We start from the raw sequence: 18,411 nt of genomic DNA, 5'->3' as shown, positions 1-18,411 counted from the left end.
ACCCTCCCGATCCTCTCTCCATCGCCGCCGGCCGCGACGAGCACGGCAGGCGGAGGAGGAGTGCGTCCCATGGCCACGACCGGCGTGAAGCCCGACAGCGGACTCTCCTCGGGGCTCCTCTCCACCGTGGCCCAGGTCCTGGGACCCGACGGCGGCGTGGTCGGCGCGGGCTTCCTGCTCTCCGAGGACGTCCTGGTCACCTGCGCGCACGTCGTGTGCCAGGCGGGCGCGGAGCCGGGCGGGGACGTACGGCTGGCCTTCCCCCATCTGGCGGGCTTCCCCCGGTTCGAGGGGCACGTCCTGGAAGGGGCGTGGCGTGCCCCCGAGGCCGAGGACGTGGCGGTCGTGCGGCTGCGGGGCATGCCGCAGGCCATGAAGGGGTTGCCGATGGGGACGGCGGAGGGCTGCCGGGGCCACCCGGTGCGCTCGTTCGGGTTCCCCTCCCAGGCCCCGCCCGGCGGGCACTTCGGCTTCGGGATCGCCGGCGACCTGCTTCCCGCGGCCGACGGAGGCGGAACGCACCTCCAGCTGACCTCCGCCAACGACCTGACCACCGGCTTCAGCGGCGGTCCGGTCGTCGACGAGGTGACGGGCCTGGTCATCGGCATGGTCACCGAGATCGCCGCACCGGACCAGTACGAGAGGGGGCAGGGCATCGCCTACGTCACGCCCACGCAGGTCCTGCGGGAGGTGTGGCCCGAACTGGCCGAACAGTCGGTGTGCCCCTACCGGGGGCTGGAGCCGTTCACCGCCGAACAGGCCCAGTGGTTCGAAGGGCGCGCGGAGGCCGTGCGGCAGGTGCTGGCGAACCTGGCCCGGCAGCAGCGGCTCACGCTGCTGCTGGGGCCCTCCGGCTCGGGAAAGTCCTCGCTGGTCGAGGCGGGTGTGCTGCCCGCGCTGGCCGCCGGTGAGCTTCCGCAGAGCGACCGGTGGCTGCCCGTCGTCGCCCGGCCCAGGCAGGACCTGCTGGCCGAGCTCGAACGCGCCGGACTGCCCGGGGCCGCCACCGACGGGATCGCCGCCGCCGTCACCCACAGGCTCGCGGCCGAGCCCTTCCACCGGCGCGTCGTCCTGGTCGTCGACCAGTTCGAGGAGCTCCTCGCCCAGTCCGCGAGCGGCCCTCAGCACGAGCGCCGCATGGCGGCCACGAACGAGATCACCGCCGCGGTCAAGTCACGTGCCGAACTCAGCATCATCCTGATCATGCGGGACGACTTCTACCCCCAGCTGGCCGCCCTGGCCCGCATGTTCGAGGCGGCCATGCCGGGACTGCTCAACGTGCCGAGCGCGCTCCGCCAGCAGGACCTGCACGACATCATCACCCTGCCGGCGGAGCGCACGGGCGCGCGCTTCCAGCCCGGGCTGCCCGAGCAGATCATCAGCGACGTCCTGGCGACCACCCCCGGGGGGACCTCGTCCCGCGAGGCGCCCGTGACCGTGCTGCCCCTGCTGGAACTGACGCTCAGCCAGCTCTGGGAGCGGCGCCAGGACGGCTGCCTCACGCACGAGGCGTACCGGCGGATCGGCGGGGTCACCGGCAGCCTGACCACGTGGTGCGACACGGCCATGGAGCACCTCCTGCCGGAGCACCGCCCCATCGCCCAGCGGATCCTGACCTCTCTGGTGCGGCCGGCCGACCTGGCCCACCACATCCCCGCGATCCGGGCGCAGGTCCCCCTGCACGACCTGCGCGAACTGGCGGCCGATCCCGGGGCCGGGCCCGACGGCGATGCCGCGTTCGACGAGGTGCTGGCCGCCCTGACCCGCCACCGCATCATCACCACGCACACCCCCCTCGTCCCCGGCCGCCCCGACGCGCCCGCGGGGCCTCCGGTCGCGGAGCTGATCCACGACGCGCTCATCCAGGACTGGGGCACGCTGCGCGAGTGGGTCGGCCAGGACCACCGCTTCCAGGAGTGGTTCGACCAGACCCGCGACCGGCGCGCCCGCTGGGCCGCGGGCAACGACCCGGGGGACCTGCTCGGCGGAACGGCCCTGGCGGAGGGCCTGGACTGGTCGCGGCAGCGACGCCTGCCGAGTGACATCGCGGCCTTCCTGACCGCGAGCCAGGAACGCCAGCAGGCCGCCATCCGGCGCAGCCGACGGCTCAACATGGTGCTGGCCACCCTCCTCGTCCTCGCGCTGCTCGCGGGCGGAGGCGCCCTCTGGCAGTGGCGGACGGCCGTCACCCAGCGCCAGGAGGCCCTGTCCCGGCAGCTCGCCGCCCAGGCCAACACCCTCATGCCCGGCAGCCCCGACCTCGCGGCGCTGCTGGCCGTCCAGGCGTACCGCACGCACGACACTCCCGAAGCAGTCGAAAGCCTGCAGTACAACGCGGTCGGACCACTGCGGCTGCGCCTGCCCGGCCACACGGACGAGGTGTGGACGGTGGCGTTCAGCCCTGACGGCCGCACCCTGGCCAGCGCCGGAGACGACAGGGCGGTCCGGCTGTGGGACACGGCGACCGGCGCCACCCGCACGACCCTCAGCGGTCACACCGAGGGAGTGGAGTCGGTGGCGTTCAGTCCCGACGGACACACCCTCGCCACCGGAAGCGACGACAAGACGGTGCGGCTGTGGGACCCGGCCACCGGCACCACCCGGGCCACCCTCACCGGCCACGCCGACGACGTGTACGCGGTGGCGTTCAGCCCCGACGGACGCACCCTCGCCACCGCCGCCCTCGACGACACGGTGCGGCTGTGGAACCCGGCTGCCGGCACCACCCGCGCCACGCTCACCGGCCACACGGGCGACGTGTACGGGGTGGCGTTCAGCCCCGACGGACGCACCCTCGCCACCGGGAGCGCCGACGGGACCGCGCGGCTGTGGGACACGGCGACCGGAAAGCACCTCCGCACCTTCACCGGCCACGCGGGCGCGGTGACGTCGGTGGCGTTCAGCCCCAACGGACGCGTCCTGGCCACCGGCAGCGCCGACTACGAGGTGCGGTCGTGGGACGTGGCCACGGGCAAGGCGCGCGCCACGCTCGCCGGACACACCGACGAAGTGACGTCAGTGGCGTTCAGTCCCGACGGACAGACCCTGACCAGCGCCTCCCTCGACCACTCCGTGTGGCTGTGGGACACCGCCACCGGCGCCGCCCGCAGGACCCTGACCGGCCACACGCACGCGGTCTTCCTCGTGACGTTCAGCCGCGACGGGCGCACCCTCGCCACGGCGAGCGCCGACCACACCGTGCGCCTGTGGGACACGACCGCCCGTACCAGCCGCCCCGCGCTGACCGGCCACACCGACTGGGTCAACTCGGTGGCGTTCACCCCCGACGGGAACACCCTCGCCACCGCCGGCGGCGACAAGACCGTCCGGCTGTGGAGCACGGCCACCGGCAGGCAGCTCCGCACCCTCAGCGGTCACACCGACTGGGTCGGCGCGGTGGCGTTCAGCCCCGACGGGAACACCGTCGCCACCGGAAGCGGCGACAAGACCGTCCGGCTCTGGGACACGGACACCGGAACCCTCCTGCACACCCTCACCGGTCACACGGACTGGGTGCAGTCGGTGGCGTTCAGCCCCGACGGGCGCACCCTCGCGAGCGCCGGCGACGACAAGACGGTGCGGCTGTGGACCGTGGCCACCGGCAAGCCGAGCACCGCGAGCACCGGCTATGACGAATGGGTCCACGCGGTGGCGTTCAGCCCCGACGGGCGTACCCTCGCCATCGCCGGCAGCAGCCACACCGTGCGGCTGTGGGACACGGCCACCGGCATCACCCACGACACGCTGCGGGGCCACACCGCGGAGGTGGGCGCGGTGGCGTTCAGCCCCGACGGGCGCACCCTCGCCACCGGCAGCCGCGACCACACCGTGCGGCTGTGGGACGTGGCCGCCGGCAAGACGGTCACCACGATGCGCGGCCATCTGTACGCGGTGACCTCGGTGGCGTTCAGCCCCGACGGGAGCATGCTGGCGACCGGCAGCGACGACTGGAACGTCTGGCTGTGGGACGTGACGAACGGCAAGCCCCGCGCGACGCTCCCCGGACACCGGAACGCGGTGCTGTCGGTCGCGTTCAGCCCCGACGGGCGTACCCTCGCCACCAGCAGCGCCGACCACACCGCGCGGCTGTGGGACGTCCACTTCCAGCCGTCGGCGGCGATCGAGAAGATCTGCCGTGCCGTCAACCGTGACGTCACCGTCCAGGAACGCGCCGATTACCTCCCCAACCACGCCGGCGGCCCGGTCTGCCCCTCCCGCTGACCCCCGCGCCCGACCGCCCGGCGTACCAAGGCGCCGTTCGTCGCTCCGGGACGGGCGTACGGCGATCCGGCGGGCCCGTCGGCCGCAGGGGGGTACCGGGCGGGCCGTCGGCGGGGATGGGCGGGCCTATCGTGGACCATCCGGCCCGGGAGGAGCGATATGTCCGAGATCCAGGCGCTGTTGGACGCGCTGAGCGGACTGCCCCCTACCCGGCCCTCGGGGCCCGCCGAGGCCGAGGAGCTGCTGGCCCGGCTGCGCAGCGCGGCCGCCCGCTGGGCCGACGTGCTGGACGAGGCCCGGGAGGGCACCCGTCGCACGCTGCCGCCGCGCGCGGAGGCGGCCCTGACGCTCGCCTTCCGGCGCGCGGAGGAGTCGTACGTGGAGCTGGAGATCGCCCTGCGCGACTGCGCGGAGCACCGGGACCCGGCGCTGTGACCGGCGGGCCGGAACGGGCCTGTTGTCGCGCCGGGGGCGCTGCGTAGACTCCCAGGATCCCCTCCCCCGCCGAAGGACCCTCCGTTGAACCAGACGTACGCGCTGACCGCGGTCACCGCCGTCGTCCTGGTGACGGTGCTGGTGGGCGCGCTGGGGCTGCGGATATCCCGGACCACCTCCGACTTCTACGTGGCCTCGCGGACGGTCGGTCCCCGGCTGAACGCGGCGGCCATCAGCGGGGAGTACCTGTCCGCCGCGTCGTTCCTCGGTGTCGCCGGGCTGGTGCTGCTCCAGGGGCCGGAGATGCTCTGGTACCCCGTCGGCTACACGGCCGGGTACCTGGTGCTGCTGGTGCTGGTCGCGGCCCCGCTGCGGCGTTCGGGCGCGTACACGCTGCCGGACTTCGCGGAGGCCCGGCTCCAGTCGCAGGCCGTGCGGCGGATCGCGGTGGTGTTCGTGCTCGGGGTGGGCTGGCTGTACCTGCTGCCGCAGCTCCAGGGGGCGGGGCTGACCCTGACCGTGCTGACGGGGGCCCCGCACTGGGCGGGCGGGGTCGTCGTCGCGTTCGTGGTCACGGCGGCCGTCGCGGCGGGCGGGATGCGCAGCATCACCTTCGTCCAGGCCTTCCAGTACTGGCTCAAGCTGTGCGCCCTGCTGGTGCCCGCGTTCTTCCTGCTGGCCGCGTGGGCCGGGGACGGCGCGCCGCGGGCCTCCTTCGACGCCCCGGCGGTCTTCCGGGAGCACACCGCCGTCACCCTCGGGCAGGACGTCCGGCTGTCGGTGGACGCCCCGCTGACGCTGACGGTGACCGGGCGGGTGGACGGCCGGGACCACACGGGCGCCGTGCTGACCCTGGAGACGGGCCGGCACACGGTGGCGGCGCACACCCGGCTGGAGTTCACCGCGGGCAGCGCGGTCCCGGACTCCCGGGCGGGCGCTGCCCCGGACTCGCCGGGCTGGTCGAAGCCGCTGTCGACGGGTGACCGCGAGCACCGGCTGTACGCCACGTACGGGCTGATCCTGGCCACCTTCCTCGGCACCATGGGCCTGCCGCACGTGGCGGTGCGCTTCTACACCAGCCCCGACGGGCGGGCCGCCCGGCGCACCACCCTGGTGGTGCTGGGGCTGCTCGGGGTGTTCTACCTGCTGCCGCAGGTGTACGGGGTGCTGGGCCGGATCTACGCGCCCGAGCTGGCGCTGACGGGGAACGCGGACGCGGCGGTCCTGGTGCTGCCGGAGCGGCTGCTGGGCGGGCTGCTCGGGGACCTGCTGGGGGCGCTGCTGGCCGGGGGCGCGTTCGCGGCGTTCCTGTCGACGGCCTCGGGGCTGACGATGGCGGTCGCGGGGGTGCTGCACCAGGACGTGCTGCCCCGGCGCGGGGTGGGGAGCTTCCGCCTGGCGGTGGTGGTGGCGATGGCGGTTCCGCTGGCGGGCGGGGCGGTGGGGAGCCGGGTGCCGGTCGCGGACGCGGTGGGGCTGGCCTTCGCGGTGTCGGCGTCCTCGTTCTGCCCGCTGCTGGTGCTCGGGATCTGGTGGCGGGGTCTGACCCCGCCGGGTGCGGTGGCCGGGCTGCTCACCGGTGGCGGGGCCGCGCTGGGCGCGGTGCTGGCCACGCGGGGCGGGGTGGTTCCCCAGGGGTGGGCGCACGCGCTGCTGGCGTGGCCGGCGGTGTGGTCGGTGCCGCTGGGGTTCCTGACGATGGTGCTGGTGTCGCTGGCGACCCGGTCCCGGGTGCCGGCGGGGGCGGCGGCCGCGCTGGCGCGGCTGCACCTGCCCGAGGACGTGGCCGGGGAGCGTGCGGCGGGGGGCCCGCGGTGACCGGGGCGGAGGTGACGGTGCTCACGGCGGTGGCGGTGCTGCTGCTGGGCCTGGGCTGGGCCGGGGGGCGGTGGCAGGCCCGGCACGGGGAGCGGTCGGCGGGGCTGGACCTGGGCACCCCGGTCGAGCGGGCCACGTTCCACACGCTGCACACCGCTTCGCTGGCCGCTCCCCCGCTGCGGGCGGGGCTCACCGAGGACGCCGCTCGCAAGGCGGCCCGGCGGCTGCGTTCGCTGCTCGGGACGGAGGCGCTGTGCCTGACGGACCGGGAGGCGGTGCTGGCCTGGGACGGTCCGGGCGCCGACCACCACCAGCGGCGGGCGATGGCCCGGGTGGCGGCGATGCTGGAGTCGGGGCGCAGCCAGAGCCTGCGGACGGATTGCCAGCGGCCGGGGTGCCCGTTGAAGTGGGCGGTGTTCGCGCCGCTGACCGGTGAGGACGGGGTGCTGGGGGCTCTGGTGGCGTACGGGTCGCGGGAGTCGGCGGTGCTGGTGCGGGCCGCGACGGAGGTGGCGCGGTGGGTGTCCGTACAGCTGGAGCTGTCGGAGCTGGACCGGGCGCGGACCCGGCTGATGGAGGCGGAGATCAAGGCGCTGCGGGCGCAGATCTCCCCGCACTTCATCTTCAACTCCCTCGCGGCGATCGCCTCGTTCGTGCGGACGGATCCGGAGCGGGCGCGGGAGCTGCTGCTGGAGTTCGCCGACTTCACGCGCTACTCGTTCCGCCGGCACGGGGATTTCACGACGCTGGCCGAGGAGCTGCGGTCGATCGAGCGGTACCTGGCACTGGCGGGGGCCCGGTTCGGGGACCGGCTGAAGGTGACCTTGCAGGTGGCGCCCGAGGTGCTGCCGGTGGCGCTGCCGTTCCTGTGTCTGCAGCCGCTGGTGGAGAACGCGGTCAAGCACGGGGTGGAGGACTCCACGGAGGAGTGCCGGATCACCATCGCGGCGCGGGACGCGGGCTCGGAGGCGGTGCTGACGATCGAGGACAACGGTGTGGGGATGGATCCGGCGCGGCTGCGGCGGATCCTGGCCGGGGAGGCGGCGGGGTCCGCGTCGGGGGTCGGCCTGCCGAACGTGGACGAGCGGATGCGCCAGGTGTACGGGGACGACTACGGGCTCGTCGTGGAGACGGGTGTAGGGGCCGGGATGAAGGTCACCGTCCGCATCCCCAAGTACCGGGCGGGCGTGGCCCCCTTCTGACGCGCGGCGGCGGAGACGTCCGTGGCCCCGGCCCCGCCGGGAGGGGCGGGGACGGGGCCACGGGAACGGCGTACTAGCTCCAGCTGGCGTGCAGCGGCTTGCCCTCGGCGTAGCCGGCGGCGGACTGGATGCCGACGACGGCCTTCTCCTCGAACTCGGCGAGCGAGCCGGCACCGGCGTAGGTGCAGGAGGAGCGGACGCCCGCGATGATCGAGTCGATCAGGTCCTCGACGCCCGGGCGGGCCGGGTCGAGGAACATGCGGGAGGTGGAGATGCCCTCCTCGAACAGCGCCTTGCGGGCGCGGTCGTAGGCCGACTCCTCCGAGGTGCGGTTGCGCACGGCGCGCGCGGAGGCCATGCCGAAGGACTCCTTGTACAGGCGGCCCTCGGCCGACTGCTGGAGGTCGCCCGGGGACTCGTACGTACCGGCGAACCAGGAGCCGATCATGACGTTGGAGGCGCCGGCGGCCAGCGCCATCGCCACGTCGCGCGGGTGGCGGACGCCGCCGTCGGCCCAGACGTGCTTGCCGTACTTCTTGGCCTCGGCCGCGCACTCCAGCACCGCGGAGAACTGCGGGCGGCCCACGCCGGTCATCATGCGGGTGGTGCACATGGCGCCGGGGCCCACGCCGACCTTGATGATGTCGGCGCCGGCGTCGATGAGGTCCTTGACGCCCTCGGCGGCGACGATGTTGCCGGCGACGATCGGGACCTTCGGGTCCAGGGCGCGCACGGCCTTGATCGCGCTGATCATCGACTCCTGGTGGCCGTGGGCCGTGTCGATGACGAGCGTGTCCACGCCGGCGTCGAGGAGCTGCTTGGCCTTGCCCACGAAGTCGCCGTTGATGCCGACGGCGGCGGCGATGCGCAGCTTGCCCTCGGCGTCGGTGGCGGGGGTGTACAGGGTCGCGCGGAGGGCGCCCTTGCGGGTCAGGATGCCGACCAGCCTGCCGTCCTTGTCGACGGCCGGGGCCAGCTTGCGGTGGCCGGCGTCGAGCTGGTTGAAGGCGTCGCGGGGGTCGATGTCGGCGTCGATGAGCAGGAGCTCCTTCGACATGACCTCGGAGAGCTGGGTGAAGCGGTCCACGCCGGTGAGGTCGTGGTCGGTGACCACGCCGATCGGGCGGTTGTCCGCGTCGACGACCACGCCGGCGCCGTGGGCGCGCTTGGGCAGCAGCGACAGCGCGTCGGCGACGGTCTGGGTGGGCGCCAGCGTGATCGGGGTGTCGAGCACGAGGTGGCGGGTCTTGACCCAGGAGATGACGTCGGTGACGACCTCGATCGGGATGTCCTGGGGGATGACGACGATTCCACCGCGGCGGGCGACGGTCTCGGCCATGCGGCGGCCCGCGATGGCGGTCATGTTCGCCACGACGAGCGGAATGGTGGTGCCGGTGCCGTCGGGCGAAGAGAGGTCCACGCCCTGGCGGGAGCCGACCGCGGAGCGGCTCGGCACCATGAACACATCGTCGTACGTCAGGTCGTACGGCGGCTTCAGGTCATTGAGGAAACGCACGTGCTGAACATCCCAGTCGATCGAAGGATCTTTCTACGGCCTCGACGGGGCACCCAGCCGAGGAAACGCACGTACTTCATTCTCCCACGACCTGGCGTTCACGCCGCCCGGGCTGATCGTCCAGGACATTCCGGGCCGCATGGTCGTTTCCTACGGGACCTTGGTCCCGTGGGGCGGGTCCGGTCCGCAGGGCGGAGAGTGGAATGAGGGTAGTACCACCAGCCGGGCGGGAGGAGCCATGGCGAAGACGACACGCGAGCGGACGCCCGTGGAGATCGAGGGCGACGGCCTGGAGGTCCGGGTCCAGGAGATCGGCGGGGACCTGAGTGTGGGGTTCTTCCGCCTTCCGGCGGGGACGGACATGTCCGAGCCCCTGAAGGGGATGCCGGGCGACATGTGCCAGTGCCCGCACTGGGGGTACCTGCTGAAGGGCCGCCTCCGGATGCGTACGCCGGACGGGGACGAGGAGTACGGGGCGGGCGACGCCTACTACTGGGGCCCGGGGCACGTCCCCCTGGCGCTGGAGGACACCGAGTTCGTCGAGTTCTCCCCCACCGCGCAGTTCCGGGAGGTCATCGACCACGTGAAGGGAGGGGCGGGGTAGGCCGGCACCCGGCCACGCACCGTGTCCGTCCCGCCGCGTACGGCCGCCGTGGGGCGTACGGCCGCCGTAGGGGTCCCGGCGCTGCCGGGGCCCCTACGGCGGCGCCGGGAGTCAGCGGGTGACGGCGCGGCGCGCCGACTGGCCGGGGATGAGCGGCCGGGGCGGCAGGACGGCCGGCGGCCGGGTGCCGCCGGGGCCCTGGTAGCGGACGGGTGTGCCGCGGGGCGCCGGGTCGGGGGTCCGCCCGCCGGTGCCGAGGAGCCTGGCCGCGTGGGCCACGCTGGCGAGGGTGGCGTGGTGGTGCCAGCCGCGGAAGGAGCGGCCCTCGAAGTCACGGATGCCGACGGGTTCACAGGTCTCGGTGAAGTCCAGTGCGACCCGGTCGGTGAGTTTGGCCAGCAGGAAGAGCTGGGCGAGCGGCCGGTCGCCGATGTTGGTGATCCAGAACTCGGAGGGCAGCAGCGAGGTCTCCGTCCAGGCGCCCATCAGCAGCAGCGGGGTGGGCGGTGCGGGCGCGGGGCGCTCCTCGCCGGGGGTGGCGAGGATGGCGGCCGAGGTGAGCAGGGTCACCGCTCCCTCGGTGCGGCCGTGCCGGGTCCATTCGACGACGCGGCGCTGGGAGCGCAGCGAGTCGATCAGCTCGCGGGCGGGCGCGGTGTACGGCCCGGGTTTGTGGCGGCCGGTGCCGCCGAAGGAGACGGGCAGGGAGCCGTCGACCTTGAGGACGAAGGGGATGTCCTGGAGGGCGAAGGCCTCGATGGTCTGCGGGAGGTCGGTGTTGGAGACCTCCATCACGACCGGGCGGCGTTGCAGCTGCCAGGTCGCGGACATGCGCTGTACGGCGTGCACGGCGTCCTGTGCGGGGGTGAGGGACCGTGCGGTGTCGGGTATCCCGGCCCTCCGGCGGCGCAGCAGTTCGCCGGTCCAGGGGGCGGGGAGGGTGAGGGTCCATTCGACGGGGAAGGCGGCCTCGCTGGAGGCGAGCCAGATCCCGGAGGCCTGCTGGCAGTTGGCGGTGCGGCCGAGCTGGGGTACGAACTGCCGGCCGACGCCCACGGAGCGGTCGCCGGCCTTCTCGATGACCATGGGCTGCACCACCCAGGCCAGGGGGCGCTGGGCGGTGCGTTCGAGGTGCTGGGCGAGGGACCGGCGTACGGGGGTCCAGTCCCACGGGGATTTGCTGATGAACTGCTGGAGGCTCTGTTCGACGGAACTCGCCCCCGTTCCGGCGATGTTTCGGATTGTTTTCTTCCCGTTGGTGCGCACGAGCCCGTTCAGGTAAACGCGGGCCCAGTTGCGCTGGTCCCGCCGGGGTAAGGACTCGAAGAAAAGCGCGATCAGCACGTCGATCAATTCGGAGATATCCCTGGTGGAATCCTCCGGCAGCACAGTGCGAACCATCTGGGCCTCCCCCGCGACCAGACTAGATCCATGACCCTACTGGACCGCGTAGAACGGCCGTAGGGCCGGGCGGCTACTTCCTGAGGTCGCTGGCAGATTCGAGCCGCTCTTCCTCTACCACGAGCGGGATGGGGATTTGGTTCGCCGCGTAGTAGAGGGCGATCAGGAAGTGTGCGACGAGAGTGAGAGGTGCCGAGAAGAAGGACAGGACCACGGTCAAGGGATAGGCGACCGCGCCGAGGCCGAATCGCACGCGGGTGGCCCGGGCCCCGTCCTTGTCCACCGTTTCGTGGAAGAGGTGCCCGACCTTGGTGACGTACCACCAGAAGGCCAGGAAGACGAGAGCGTACACGACGGTCCACGAGCTGTAGAGGATTGCGGCCACGTTGGCCGAATCCCCGTCCGTGAGGTGCTCGGCGAGCACGTTGGTGGTGTACGGAATCACCGATACCACCATCAGCACCAGCAGGTTCAGGAACAACAGGGGTCGGTCGACCCGCTTGAGGTGACTGAAGATCGTGTGGTGGTTGACCCACATGACACCGATGATGAGGAAACTCACGAGATAGGCCGCGTAGTGCGGCCATTGCTCCCAGAGTCCGTGCCACAGTTCCGTCCCCTGCTCTTCCGGAACCTTTAACTCCAGCACCAGAATGGTGATCACGATGGCGAATACGCCGTCGCTGAACGCCTCCACCCGGTTGGTTTCCTGTTCCATGGACTCCCCTTCGCGAAAATCATTCACGCGTACGGGGAGGGCGTGCCCCCGCCCTCCCCGCTGACGCTACCCAGGAAAAGGGCGTCAGCCGCCGAAGCCGGCCGTCTGGCGCCAGATCCGGCCATCGCGGACGACGAGCGTCCCGAACGCGTGCTCCGGCTCGCCGTTCAGATTCATGATCGCCCGGTAGAAGATGGTGTCCTCCGTCTCGATGTACTCCTGGAGTTCGACCAGCGTGGGCTTCACCGTGAGATAGCCGGTGAACGTCTCGCGAACTGCCTCGATGCCCACCGACACGCCCTCGAAGCGCAGCAGCACGGCGTCCTCGGTGTAGTTCTTCATCACCGCCTCGATGTCCAGGGCGGCCAGCGCCTCCATCTGGCGGACGAAGACGGGGTGCAGCTTGGAGATGTCGTACTTGGCCATGTTCGACTCCCTTTCAGGGTGTGGAAGGTGACGCGACGGGCGGTGCGGCGGTGGTCCCGTCCGGCGGATGCGGATCGGCGCAGGCGGCCGCCCCGGTGAGGGGCAGCCGGACGACCATCCGGGTCTCCCCGGGCTTCGAGCGGGCCGTGATCGACCCGCGGTGGCGCTGGGTCACGATGCGGTAGCTGAGGTGCAGTCCGAGGCCCGTGCCCTTGCCCACGTCCTTGGTCGTGTAGAAGGGCTCGAAGATCCGCGGCAGGGACTCGGCGGGGATGCCCCGCCCGGTGTCCGCGATCTCCACTACCAGGCAGGCGCCCTCCGCCCGCACCCGCAGGGTGAGGGTGCCGGCGCCCTCCATGGCCTCGGCCGCGTTGTCGACCAGGTTGGTCCACACCTGGTTGAGCTCGCTCGGGTAGCCGTCCAGTTCGGGCAGCCCCGGCTCGTACTCCCGCACGATGGTGATGCCCGCGAGCTTGGAGCGCAGGACGATCAGGGTGTTCTCCAGGCCGTCGGGCACGGAGAACCTCTGCTCGGGGGCCCGGTCCAGATTGGCGTAGTCCCGGGTGGCGGAGACCAGCTGGGAGATCCGGGGGCCGGCCGCGCGCAGTTCGGCGGCCAGCGAGCGGGCCTCCAGCAGCGCCGCCAGGTGGTCCAGGGCGGCGGGCAGGGAGGCCTCGCCGACGCCCTCCAGCCGCTCCACCAGCCAGCCCGGCTCCAGCCCGAGGTCGGCGGCCTCGGAGCCGAGCAGCCCGGGGCGTTCGGCGCCCGCCTCGTGCGCCCAGTCGGCGATCTCCTCCTCGGCGTCCGCCTGGGCGAGCGGGTCGGTGGTATCCGGCGGCGGGAGCTTGTCCAGCTCCTCGGCGAGCCGGTCCAGTACGGAGCGCTCCGCGCCCGGTGCGGCCGCGCCCCACGCGCAGGCGGTGGCGGTCAGCCGGTCCAGGGCGGGCCCCAGCTCCTGCGCGGCCCGGGCGACCGCCGCCGCCGGGTTGTTCAGCTCGTGCGCGAGGCCGGCGGCGAGGGTGCCGAGGGCCTCGACGGTGGCCCGTTTGCGGGCCTGGACCTCGGAGGACTTGATCCGCCAGGCCAGTACCGGGATCAGCACGGCCGCCACCCCGTGGCAGCGGGTCAGCATCTCGAAGAACACCGGCCTGGGGTAGGCGACGACGGTGGTCGCGGGTCCGCTCGCGGAGGCGGTGGCCACGTAGGAGCCGTCCGTCAGCAGCGGCAGCTCCCCGGTGAAGCGGTGCGCGGCCGAAGGCTTGCCGTCGTGGTCCTCGGCGGCCGCGCCCCCCTCCTCGGTGGAGTGCCGGGTGAGGACCTCCTCCCGGCCGTCGACGACCTTGGTGACGACGAGTCCGCCGGAGAGCAGGACGTGGAAGCCGGTGGCCTCCTGCCCGTCGCGGAAGAGGACCTCCCCGTCGGCGAGGACCCGCGGATCGGAGACCGAGACCAGCCAGTCCAGCTGGTCCTCGGTGATCCGCGCGAAGATCTCCAGGCCCCGCAGGGCCGTGCGCAGTTCTCCGGTGTTCATCCGGTGCTCCCCTCGGCCCTGGTGCGCGCGGCCAGCCGCAGCGTCGTCAGCAGGGCCAGCGCGCACACCCCGGCGACGGCCGCCATGAAGCCGACCGAGGTGCGCTGCAGGCCGTGGATGGTGGTCAGGATCCCGGCGAGGACCGCCGGGACGCTCATGGCGAGGTACGCGAAGACGTAGACGGCGGCGGTCAGTTCACCCCGGTGCGTCGGCTCGGCGAGCGAGCTGAGGGCGCGGAAGGAACCGAGGAAGGCGGCCCCCCAGCCGCTGCCCAGGACGGCCGTGGCCACGAGGAACACGGCCGCCGAGCCGGTGCCCAGGGACAGCAGCACCAGGGCGAGCCCGGCGAGCAGCCCGAACAGGCCGAGCACGGCGGTGCGCAGCGCCCCGGTACGGCCGAGCAGCAGCTGGGCGGCGGTGGCGGCGCCGGCGAGCAGCGCCACGGTGGCACCGCCCAGGAGGTAGTTGGTGCTGCGGAACAGGGACAGGGCCAGGTGCGGGCCGAGCGAGAGGTAGAAGCCGCCGACGGTCCAGACGGCCACCACCGTCAGGACGAGCACCGCGAACCGCCGCCGCACGGCGGCCGGTACCCGGATCCGGTGCACGGCCACCCGGGGCCGCCCGCCCGCGCCCGGTGCGCTCTCGGCCATCCGGGCCACCCCGACGAGGGCGAGGGCGAAGGCCCCGGCCAGCAGGACGTAGCTCAGCACGGTCGGGGCGGGCGCGTACTGGACGAGCACTCCCGCGCCGAGCCCGCCCAGGCCGATGCCGACGGTCGGTCCGGCGCTGTTGACCTGGGCGCCCAGCGCGGGCCGCGAGCGCGGGCTCAGCTCCAGCAGGGCGGCGCCCATCGCCCCGGTGGCCAGGCCCACCGCCAGCCCCTGCACGGCGCGGGCGGCGAGCAGCAGGCCGAGCCCGCCGGCCCCGGCGAAGAGGCCCATGGCGACGATGGCCAGGACCAGCGCGGCGGCCAGCACGGGCCGCCGGCCCAGGGTGTCCGAGAGGGACCCGAACAGCAGCAGGCCGGCCAGCACGGTGACGGCGTACACGGCGAAGACCACGGTGACGACGCCGGAGGACAGCCCCCATTCCTCCTGGTAGAGCACGTACAGGGCGGAGGGCACGGACGAGGAGAGCATCAGCAGGACGAGGACCGCGCCCACCACCCGGAACCCGGAGGTCCGCGCCGTACCGGCGGCTCCCCCGCTCACGCCGTCTCCCGTGTCCCCCGTCAAGGTCGGTTCGGCCACTCTGGTCAACTCCCCTCCTCCCGGCGGCCCCAGGGTCGTCAGGCGGTGATCAGGGCCGCCCGGGCCAGCGCGCGGGCGGTCAGCACGCCCGCGAGGTGGCCCAGGTATTCGGCCGAGGTGCCGCGCCCGGGAACGAACAGCTCCCGGGGCTCGGCTCGGAACGCGGCGAGTACCGCCTCCGTCGTGTACGGGCCCCCGCGCAGCCGCTCCTCGACCCCGCGCAGGCGCAGGGCGCGGGGGGTGGCTCCGGTGACCGCGATCCGCGGCCCGTCGGCGGTGATCCGTACGGCGGCGGCGCACAGCGGGTAGCGGGTGGCGCGGTCGGCGGCCTTCTCGAAGGCGGCGGCCGGGCCGGCGGCGGGCACCAGCAGGGCGGTGACCAGCGATCCGGCGGGCACCCCGGAGGCGACGAGGCGTTCGGCGCCGGCCGTGGTGCGTCCGCCGGGTCCGGCGAGCTCCGCCCGGCCGTCGGCGGCCAGCAGCGCCACGGGCAGGTCGGTGGCCCGTCCGGCGGCGGCCAGGTTGCCCCCGGCGGTGCCCAGGTTGCGGACCTGGGGGTCGCCGTTGGCGCGGGCCGCGGCGGCCAGCTCGGGGGCCTCGGCGAGCACCAGGGGGTGTGCGGCGAGTTCGGCGAGGGTGGTGAGGGCGCCGATGCGCAGGGCCCCGCCGACGCGGGCGACCCCGCGCAGCTCCTCCAGGTGCCGTACGTCGACCAGCAGGCGGGCCCGTTCCGCGCCGGTGCGCAGCCCGGGCAGCAGGCTCTGTCCGCCGGCCAGCGCGCGGGCGCCGGGGGTGGCGAGCAGCGTGAGGGCCTCGTCGAGGGCGGCGGGCCGGGCGTAGTCGAACTCGGTGAGGATCACGGGGCTTCCCCTCTCAGGCGGCGCCACACCTTCTCGGGGGTGAGCGGCATGTCGATGTGCCGTACGCCCAGGTCGGACAGGGCGTCGACGACGGCGTTGACGACGGCGGCGGCGGGCGGCACGGTGGCGATCTCCCCGGCGCCCTTGGCTCCGAGCGGGTTGTGCGGGGAGGGCGTGACGGTCCTGCCGAGGGTGAAGAAGGGGGCATCGGCGGCGCGGGGCAGGGCGTAGTGCTCCAGGTCGGAGGTGAGGAGGATGCCGTTCTCGTCGTACTCGGCGGCCTCCATCAGGGCCTGGCCGAGGCCGTGGACGATGCTGCCCTCGATCTGACCGAGGACCACCGTCGGGTTGCCGATGTTCCCGGCGTCGTCGACGGCGGTGTAGTCCACCACCTCGGTCTCGCCGGTGAGTTCGTCCACCTCGACGACCGCGATGTGCGTGCCGAAGGGGTAGTTGAAGTCCGGCGGGTCGAAGTGGGTGGTCTCGTCGAGGGCCGGCTCGATGTCGGGGGGCAGTCCCCAGCCGTACCACATGGCCATGGCCAGCTCGGCGAAGGTCTTGGCGTTCTGCGGGTTGCCCTCCTCGTGGACCCCGCCGTTCTCGTAGACGGCCTTCTCCTCGGGGATGCCCAGGAAGACGGCGCCGGCCCGGACCAGTTTGGCCTTGATCTTGCGGGCGGTGAGGGCGATGGCTGGGGCGGCCATGCTGTAGGAGCGGGAGCCGTAGGTGCCCTGCCCGTAGGGGGCCTTGAGCGTGTCGCCCTCGTACACCTGGACCTGCTCGGGGTCGATGCCCAGTTCGTCGGCGGCGACCTGTGCGAAGACGGTGCCGTGGCTCTGGCCGGTGGAGGCGGAGCCGACGGTGACGGTGACCTCGCCGGTGGGGTGGACGCGGATGTTGGCGCTCTCCCAGGTGCCTCCGAGCATGCCCTCCTGGGACATCCGGGTGGAGGGCCCGACGCCGCAGACGGCGACGTAGGTGGCGATGCCGACGCCGAGGCGCTTGCCGCGGGCGCGGGCGGCGGCCTTGCGGGCGGGCATGGCGTCGTAGCCGGACAGTTCGACGGCCCGGTCGAAGTTCAGCCGGTAGTCGCCGGAGTCGTAGGTCCAGCCGAGGCCGTTGTCGTAGGGGAACTTCTCCTTCGGCACCAGGTTGGCGCGCCGGACCTCCGCCGGGTCCATGCCGATCTCGGCGGCGTAGCGGTCGACGAGCCGTTCCATCAGGAACGCGGCCTCGGCGCGCCCGCTGCCGCGCTGGGCGCCGAGCGGGACGGTGTTGGTGAAGGCGGCGTAGACCTCGCAGAACGCGGCGGGGATGTCGTACATGCCGCTGATGGAACGTCCCATCAGGGCGGTGGCGACTCCGGGGCCGATGGTGGAGGGGTAGGCGCCGAGGTTGGCGTAGCTGGTGCAGCGGACGGCGGTGATGCGGCCGTCGCGGGTGCCGGCGAGGGTGACGTGCTGGCGGTGGTCGCGGCCCTGGACGGTGGAGTTCATCAGGCCGGTGCGGGTGTCCACCCATTTGACGGGGCGGCCGCCGAGGGCCTTGGACAGGAGCAGGACCAGCGCCATGTCGGGGTACAGGTAGCCCTTGGTGCCGAAGCTGCCGCCGACGGTCGGGGCGATCACCCGGAGCTTGTTGAAGGGGATGCCGAGGACCAGCGCGGCGAGCAGGAAGCGGTGGTTGTGCGGGCCCTGGGTGGAGGCGTGGAGGGTGTACTCGCCGGTCGCCGGGTCGTGGACGCCGACGGCTCCGCGGGGCTCGATGGGGCTGTTGATGGTGCGCTGGTTGACGAGATCGAGCTCTACGGTGACCTCGGCGGCGGCGATGGCCGCGTCGGTGCGCTCCCGGTCCCCGCAGGTCCAGTACGCGTTCAGGTTGCCGGGGACGGCCTCGTGGAGCCGGGGCGCGCCGTCGGCGAGGGCGTGGTCGGCGCGGGTGACCACGGGCAGCGGCTCGTACGCGACGGAGATCTCGGCGAGCGCGGCGGCGGCCTGGCGCGGGGTCTCGGCGACGACGGCGGCGATCGGGTCGCCGACGTGGCGGACGGTGTCGCCGGTGAGCACGGGGCGGGCGCCGGGAAGTCCGTAGGGGTGGGGCGGGAAGTGGCTCTCGACCCCGCCGGGTATCCAGATGCAGGGCAGCGGCATCACGTCGGGGAAGTCGGCGGCCGTGGCCACCTTCAGTACGCCCGGGAGCTGTTCGGCGGCCTTGGTGTCGATGGACAGGATCCTGGCGTGGGCGACCGGGCTGCCGAGGATGGCCATGTGGGCGGTGCCCGGCAGGTCGATGTCCGCCACGTACCGGGCCTCGCCGCGCAGCAGGCGCGGGTCTTCGCGGCTGTCCAGCGGCCTTCCGAGGACGCCGGCGGCGGCGTCGGCCGCGACGTCGGCCGCGGCGCCCCGTTCCTCCGATACGGCGGTCATGCC

Annotated in this window: 13 protein-coding genes; 5 read left to right on the top strand and 8 right to left on the bottom strand. The window is 73.4% G+C overall.

Annotated features, from left to right (window positions below):
- Nucleotides 1–69: 69 nt before the first annotated feature.
- From AC069X_RS24340 to AC069X_RS24325, 4 genes are all read left to right on the top strand, one after another.
- A complete protein-coding gene (locus tag AC069X_RS24340) occupies nucleotides 70–4,221 on the top strand; it encodes an nSTAND1 domain-containing NTPase (protein WP_478731353.1) in 4,152 nt (1,383 codons plus the stop codon).
- Nucleotides 4,222–4,380: 159 nt separating this feature from the next.
- Nucleotides 4,381–4,656, top strand: a complete 276-nt coding sequence (locus tag AC069X_RS24335; RefSeq protein WP_478731351.1) for a hypothetical protein — start codon at nucleotides 4,381–4,383, stop codon at nucleotides 4,654–4,656.
- Between the two features lie 84 nt (nucleotides 4,657–4,740).
- The gene (locus tag AC069X_RS24330) at nucleotides 4,741–6,474 is read left to right on the top strand and encodes a sodium/solute symporter (protein WP_478731349.1); all 1,734 of its coding nucleotides are present in this window, start codon (nucleotides 4,741–4,743) and stop codon (nucleotides 6,472–6,474) included.
- Nucleotides 6,471–7,676, top strand: coding sequence for a sensor histidine kinase (locus tag AC069X_RS24325; RefSeq protein ID WP_478731347.1), 1,206 nt, complete (start codon nucleotides 6,471–6,473; stop codon nucleotides 7,674–7,676). Before AC069X_RS24330 ends, AC069X_RS24325 begins: the two co-directional genes overlap by 4 nt.
- A gap of 73 nt (nucleotides 7,677–7,749) precedes the next feature.
- Here AC069X_RS24325 and AC069X_RS24320 read toward each other — a convergent pair whose 3' ends face one another.
- Entirely contained in the window at nucleotides 7,750–9,213 is a 1,464-nt protein-coding gene (locus AC069X_RS24320; protein ID WP_478731435.1) for a GuaB1 family IMP dehydrogenase-related protein, read from the bottom strand.
- Nucleotides 9,214–9,430: 217 nt separating this feature from the next.
- Here AC069X_RS24320 and AC069X_RS24315 point away from each other — a divergent pair, with 217 nt between their 5' ends.
- Nucleotides 9,431–9,796 carry a cupin domain-containing protein gene (locus AC069X_RS24315; RefSeq protein WP_478731345.1) on the top strand — a complete coding sequence of 122 codons (366 nt, stop codon included), beginning with the start codon at nucleotides 9,431–9,433 and terminating at the stop codon, nucleotides 9,794–9,796.
- A gap of 111 nt (nucleotides 9,797–9,907) precedes the next feature.
- On the opposite strand, the gene AC069X_RS24310 is transcribed toward AC069X_RS24315, so the two are convergent.
- The 7 genes from AC069X_RS24310 to AC069X_RS24280 all read right to left on the bottom strand — a co-directional run bounded on the left by AC069X_RS24310 (nucleotide 9,908) and on the right by AC069X_RS24280 (nucleotide 18,408).
- The gene (locus AC069X_RS24310) at nucleotides 9,908–11,197 is read right to left on the bottom strand and encodes an IS701 family transposase (RefSeq protein ID WP_478731343.1); all 1,290 of its coding nucleotides are present in this window, start codon (nucleotides 11,195–11,197) and stop codon (nucleotides 9,908–9,910) included.
- Between the two features lie 73 nt (nucleotides 11,198–11,270).
- A complete protein-coding gene (locus tag AC069X_RS24305; RefSeq protein ID WP_478731341.1) occupies nucleotides 11,271–11,915 on the bottom strand; it encodes a TMEM175 family protein in 645 nt (214 codons plus the stop codon).
- An 84-nt stretch (nucleotides 11,916–11,999) separates the two neighbouring features.
- Complete coding sequence (locus AC069X_RS24300; RefSeq protein WP_478731339.1) at nucleotides 12,000–12,341, bottom strand: nuclear transport factor 2 family protein; 342 nt, start codon at nucleotides 12,339–12,341, stop codon at nucleotides 12,000–12,002.
- A 13-nt stretch (nucleotides 12,342–12,354) separates the two neighbouring features.
- A complete protein-coding gene (locus AC069X_RS24295) occupies nucleotides 12,355–13,872 on the bottom strand; it encodes an ATP-binding protein (RefSeq protein ID WP_478731337.1) in 1,518 nt (505 codons plus the stop codon).
- A complete protein-coding gene (locus AC069X_RS24290; protein WP_478731335.1) occupies nucleotides 13,869–15,083 on the bottom strand; it encodes an MFS transporter in 1,215 nt (404 codons plus the stop codon). Before AC069X_RS24290 ends, AC069X_RS24295 begins: the two co-directional genes overlap by 4 nt.
- 77 nt (nucleotides 15,084–15,160) lie before the next feature.
- A complete protein-coding gene (locus tag AC069X_RS24285; protein WP_478731333.1) occupies nucleotides 15,161–15,982 on the bottom strand; it encodes an FAD binding domain-containing protein in 822 nt (273 codons plus the stop codon).
- On the bottom strand, nucleotides 15,979–18,408 hold the full coding sequence (locus AC069X_RS24280) for a xanthine dehydrogenase family protein molybdopterin-binding subunit (protein ID WP_478731331.1): 2,430 nt from the start codon (nucleotides 18,406–18,408) through the stop codon (nucleotides 15,979–15,981). Before AC069X_RS24280 ends, AC069X_RS24285 begins: the two co-directional genes overlap by 4 nt.
- Nucleotides 18,409–18,411 lie beyond the last annotated feature (3 nt).

The sequence above is a fragment of the Streptomyces sp. NPDC043896 genome, from assembly GCF_056435605.1.
This window is presented reverse-complemented; position numbering and strand designations above follow the sequence as displayed.

Bases quoted from the DNA above. Each gene is read 5' to 3' on its own strand.
- AC069X_RS24315 (WP_478731345.1), top strand. From the start codon at position 9,431: ATGGCGAAGACGACACGCGAGCGGACGCCCGTGGAGATCGAGGGCGAC.
- AC069X_RS24335 (WP_478731351.1), top strand. From the start codon at position 4,381: ATGTCCGAGATCCAGGCGCTGTTGGACGCGCTGAGCGGACTGCCCCCT.
- AC069X_RS24305 (WP_478731341.1), bottom strand. From the start codon at position 11,915: ATGGAACAGGAAACCAACCGGGTGGAGGCGTTCAGCGACGGCGTATTC.
- AC069X_RS24280 (WP_478731331.1), bottom strand. From the start codon at position 18,408: ATGACCGCCGTATCGGAGGAACGGGGCGCCGCGGCCGACGTCGCGGCC.
- AC069X_RS24300 (WP_478731339.1), bottom strand. From the start codon at position 12,341: ATGGCCAAGTACGACATCTCCAAGCTGCACCCCGTCTTCGTCCGCCAG.
- AC069X_RS24295 (WP_478731337.1), bottom strand. From the start codon at position 13,872: ATGAACACCGGAGAACTGCGCACGGCCCTGCGGGGCCTGGAGATCTTC.
- AC069X_RS24310 (WP_478731343.1), bottom strand. From the start codon at position 11,197: ATGGTTCGCACTGTGCTGCCGGAGGATTCCACCAGGGATATCTCCGAA.
- AC069X_RS24340 (WP_478731353.1), top strand. From the start codon at position 70: ATGGCCACGACCGGCGTGAAGCCCGACAGCGGACTCTCCTCGGGGCTC.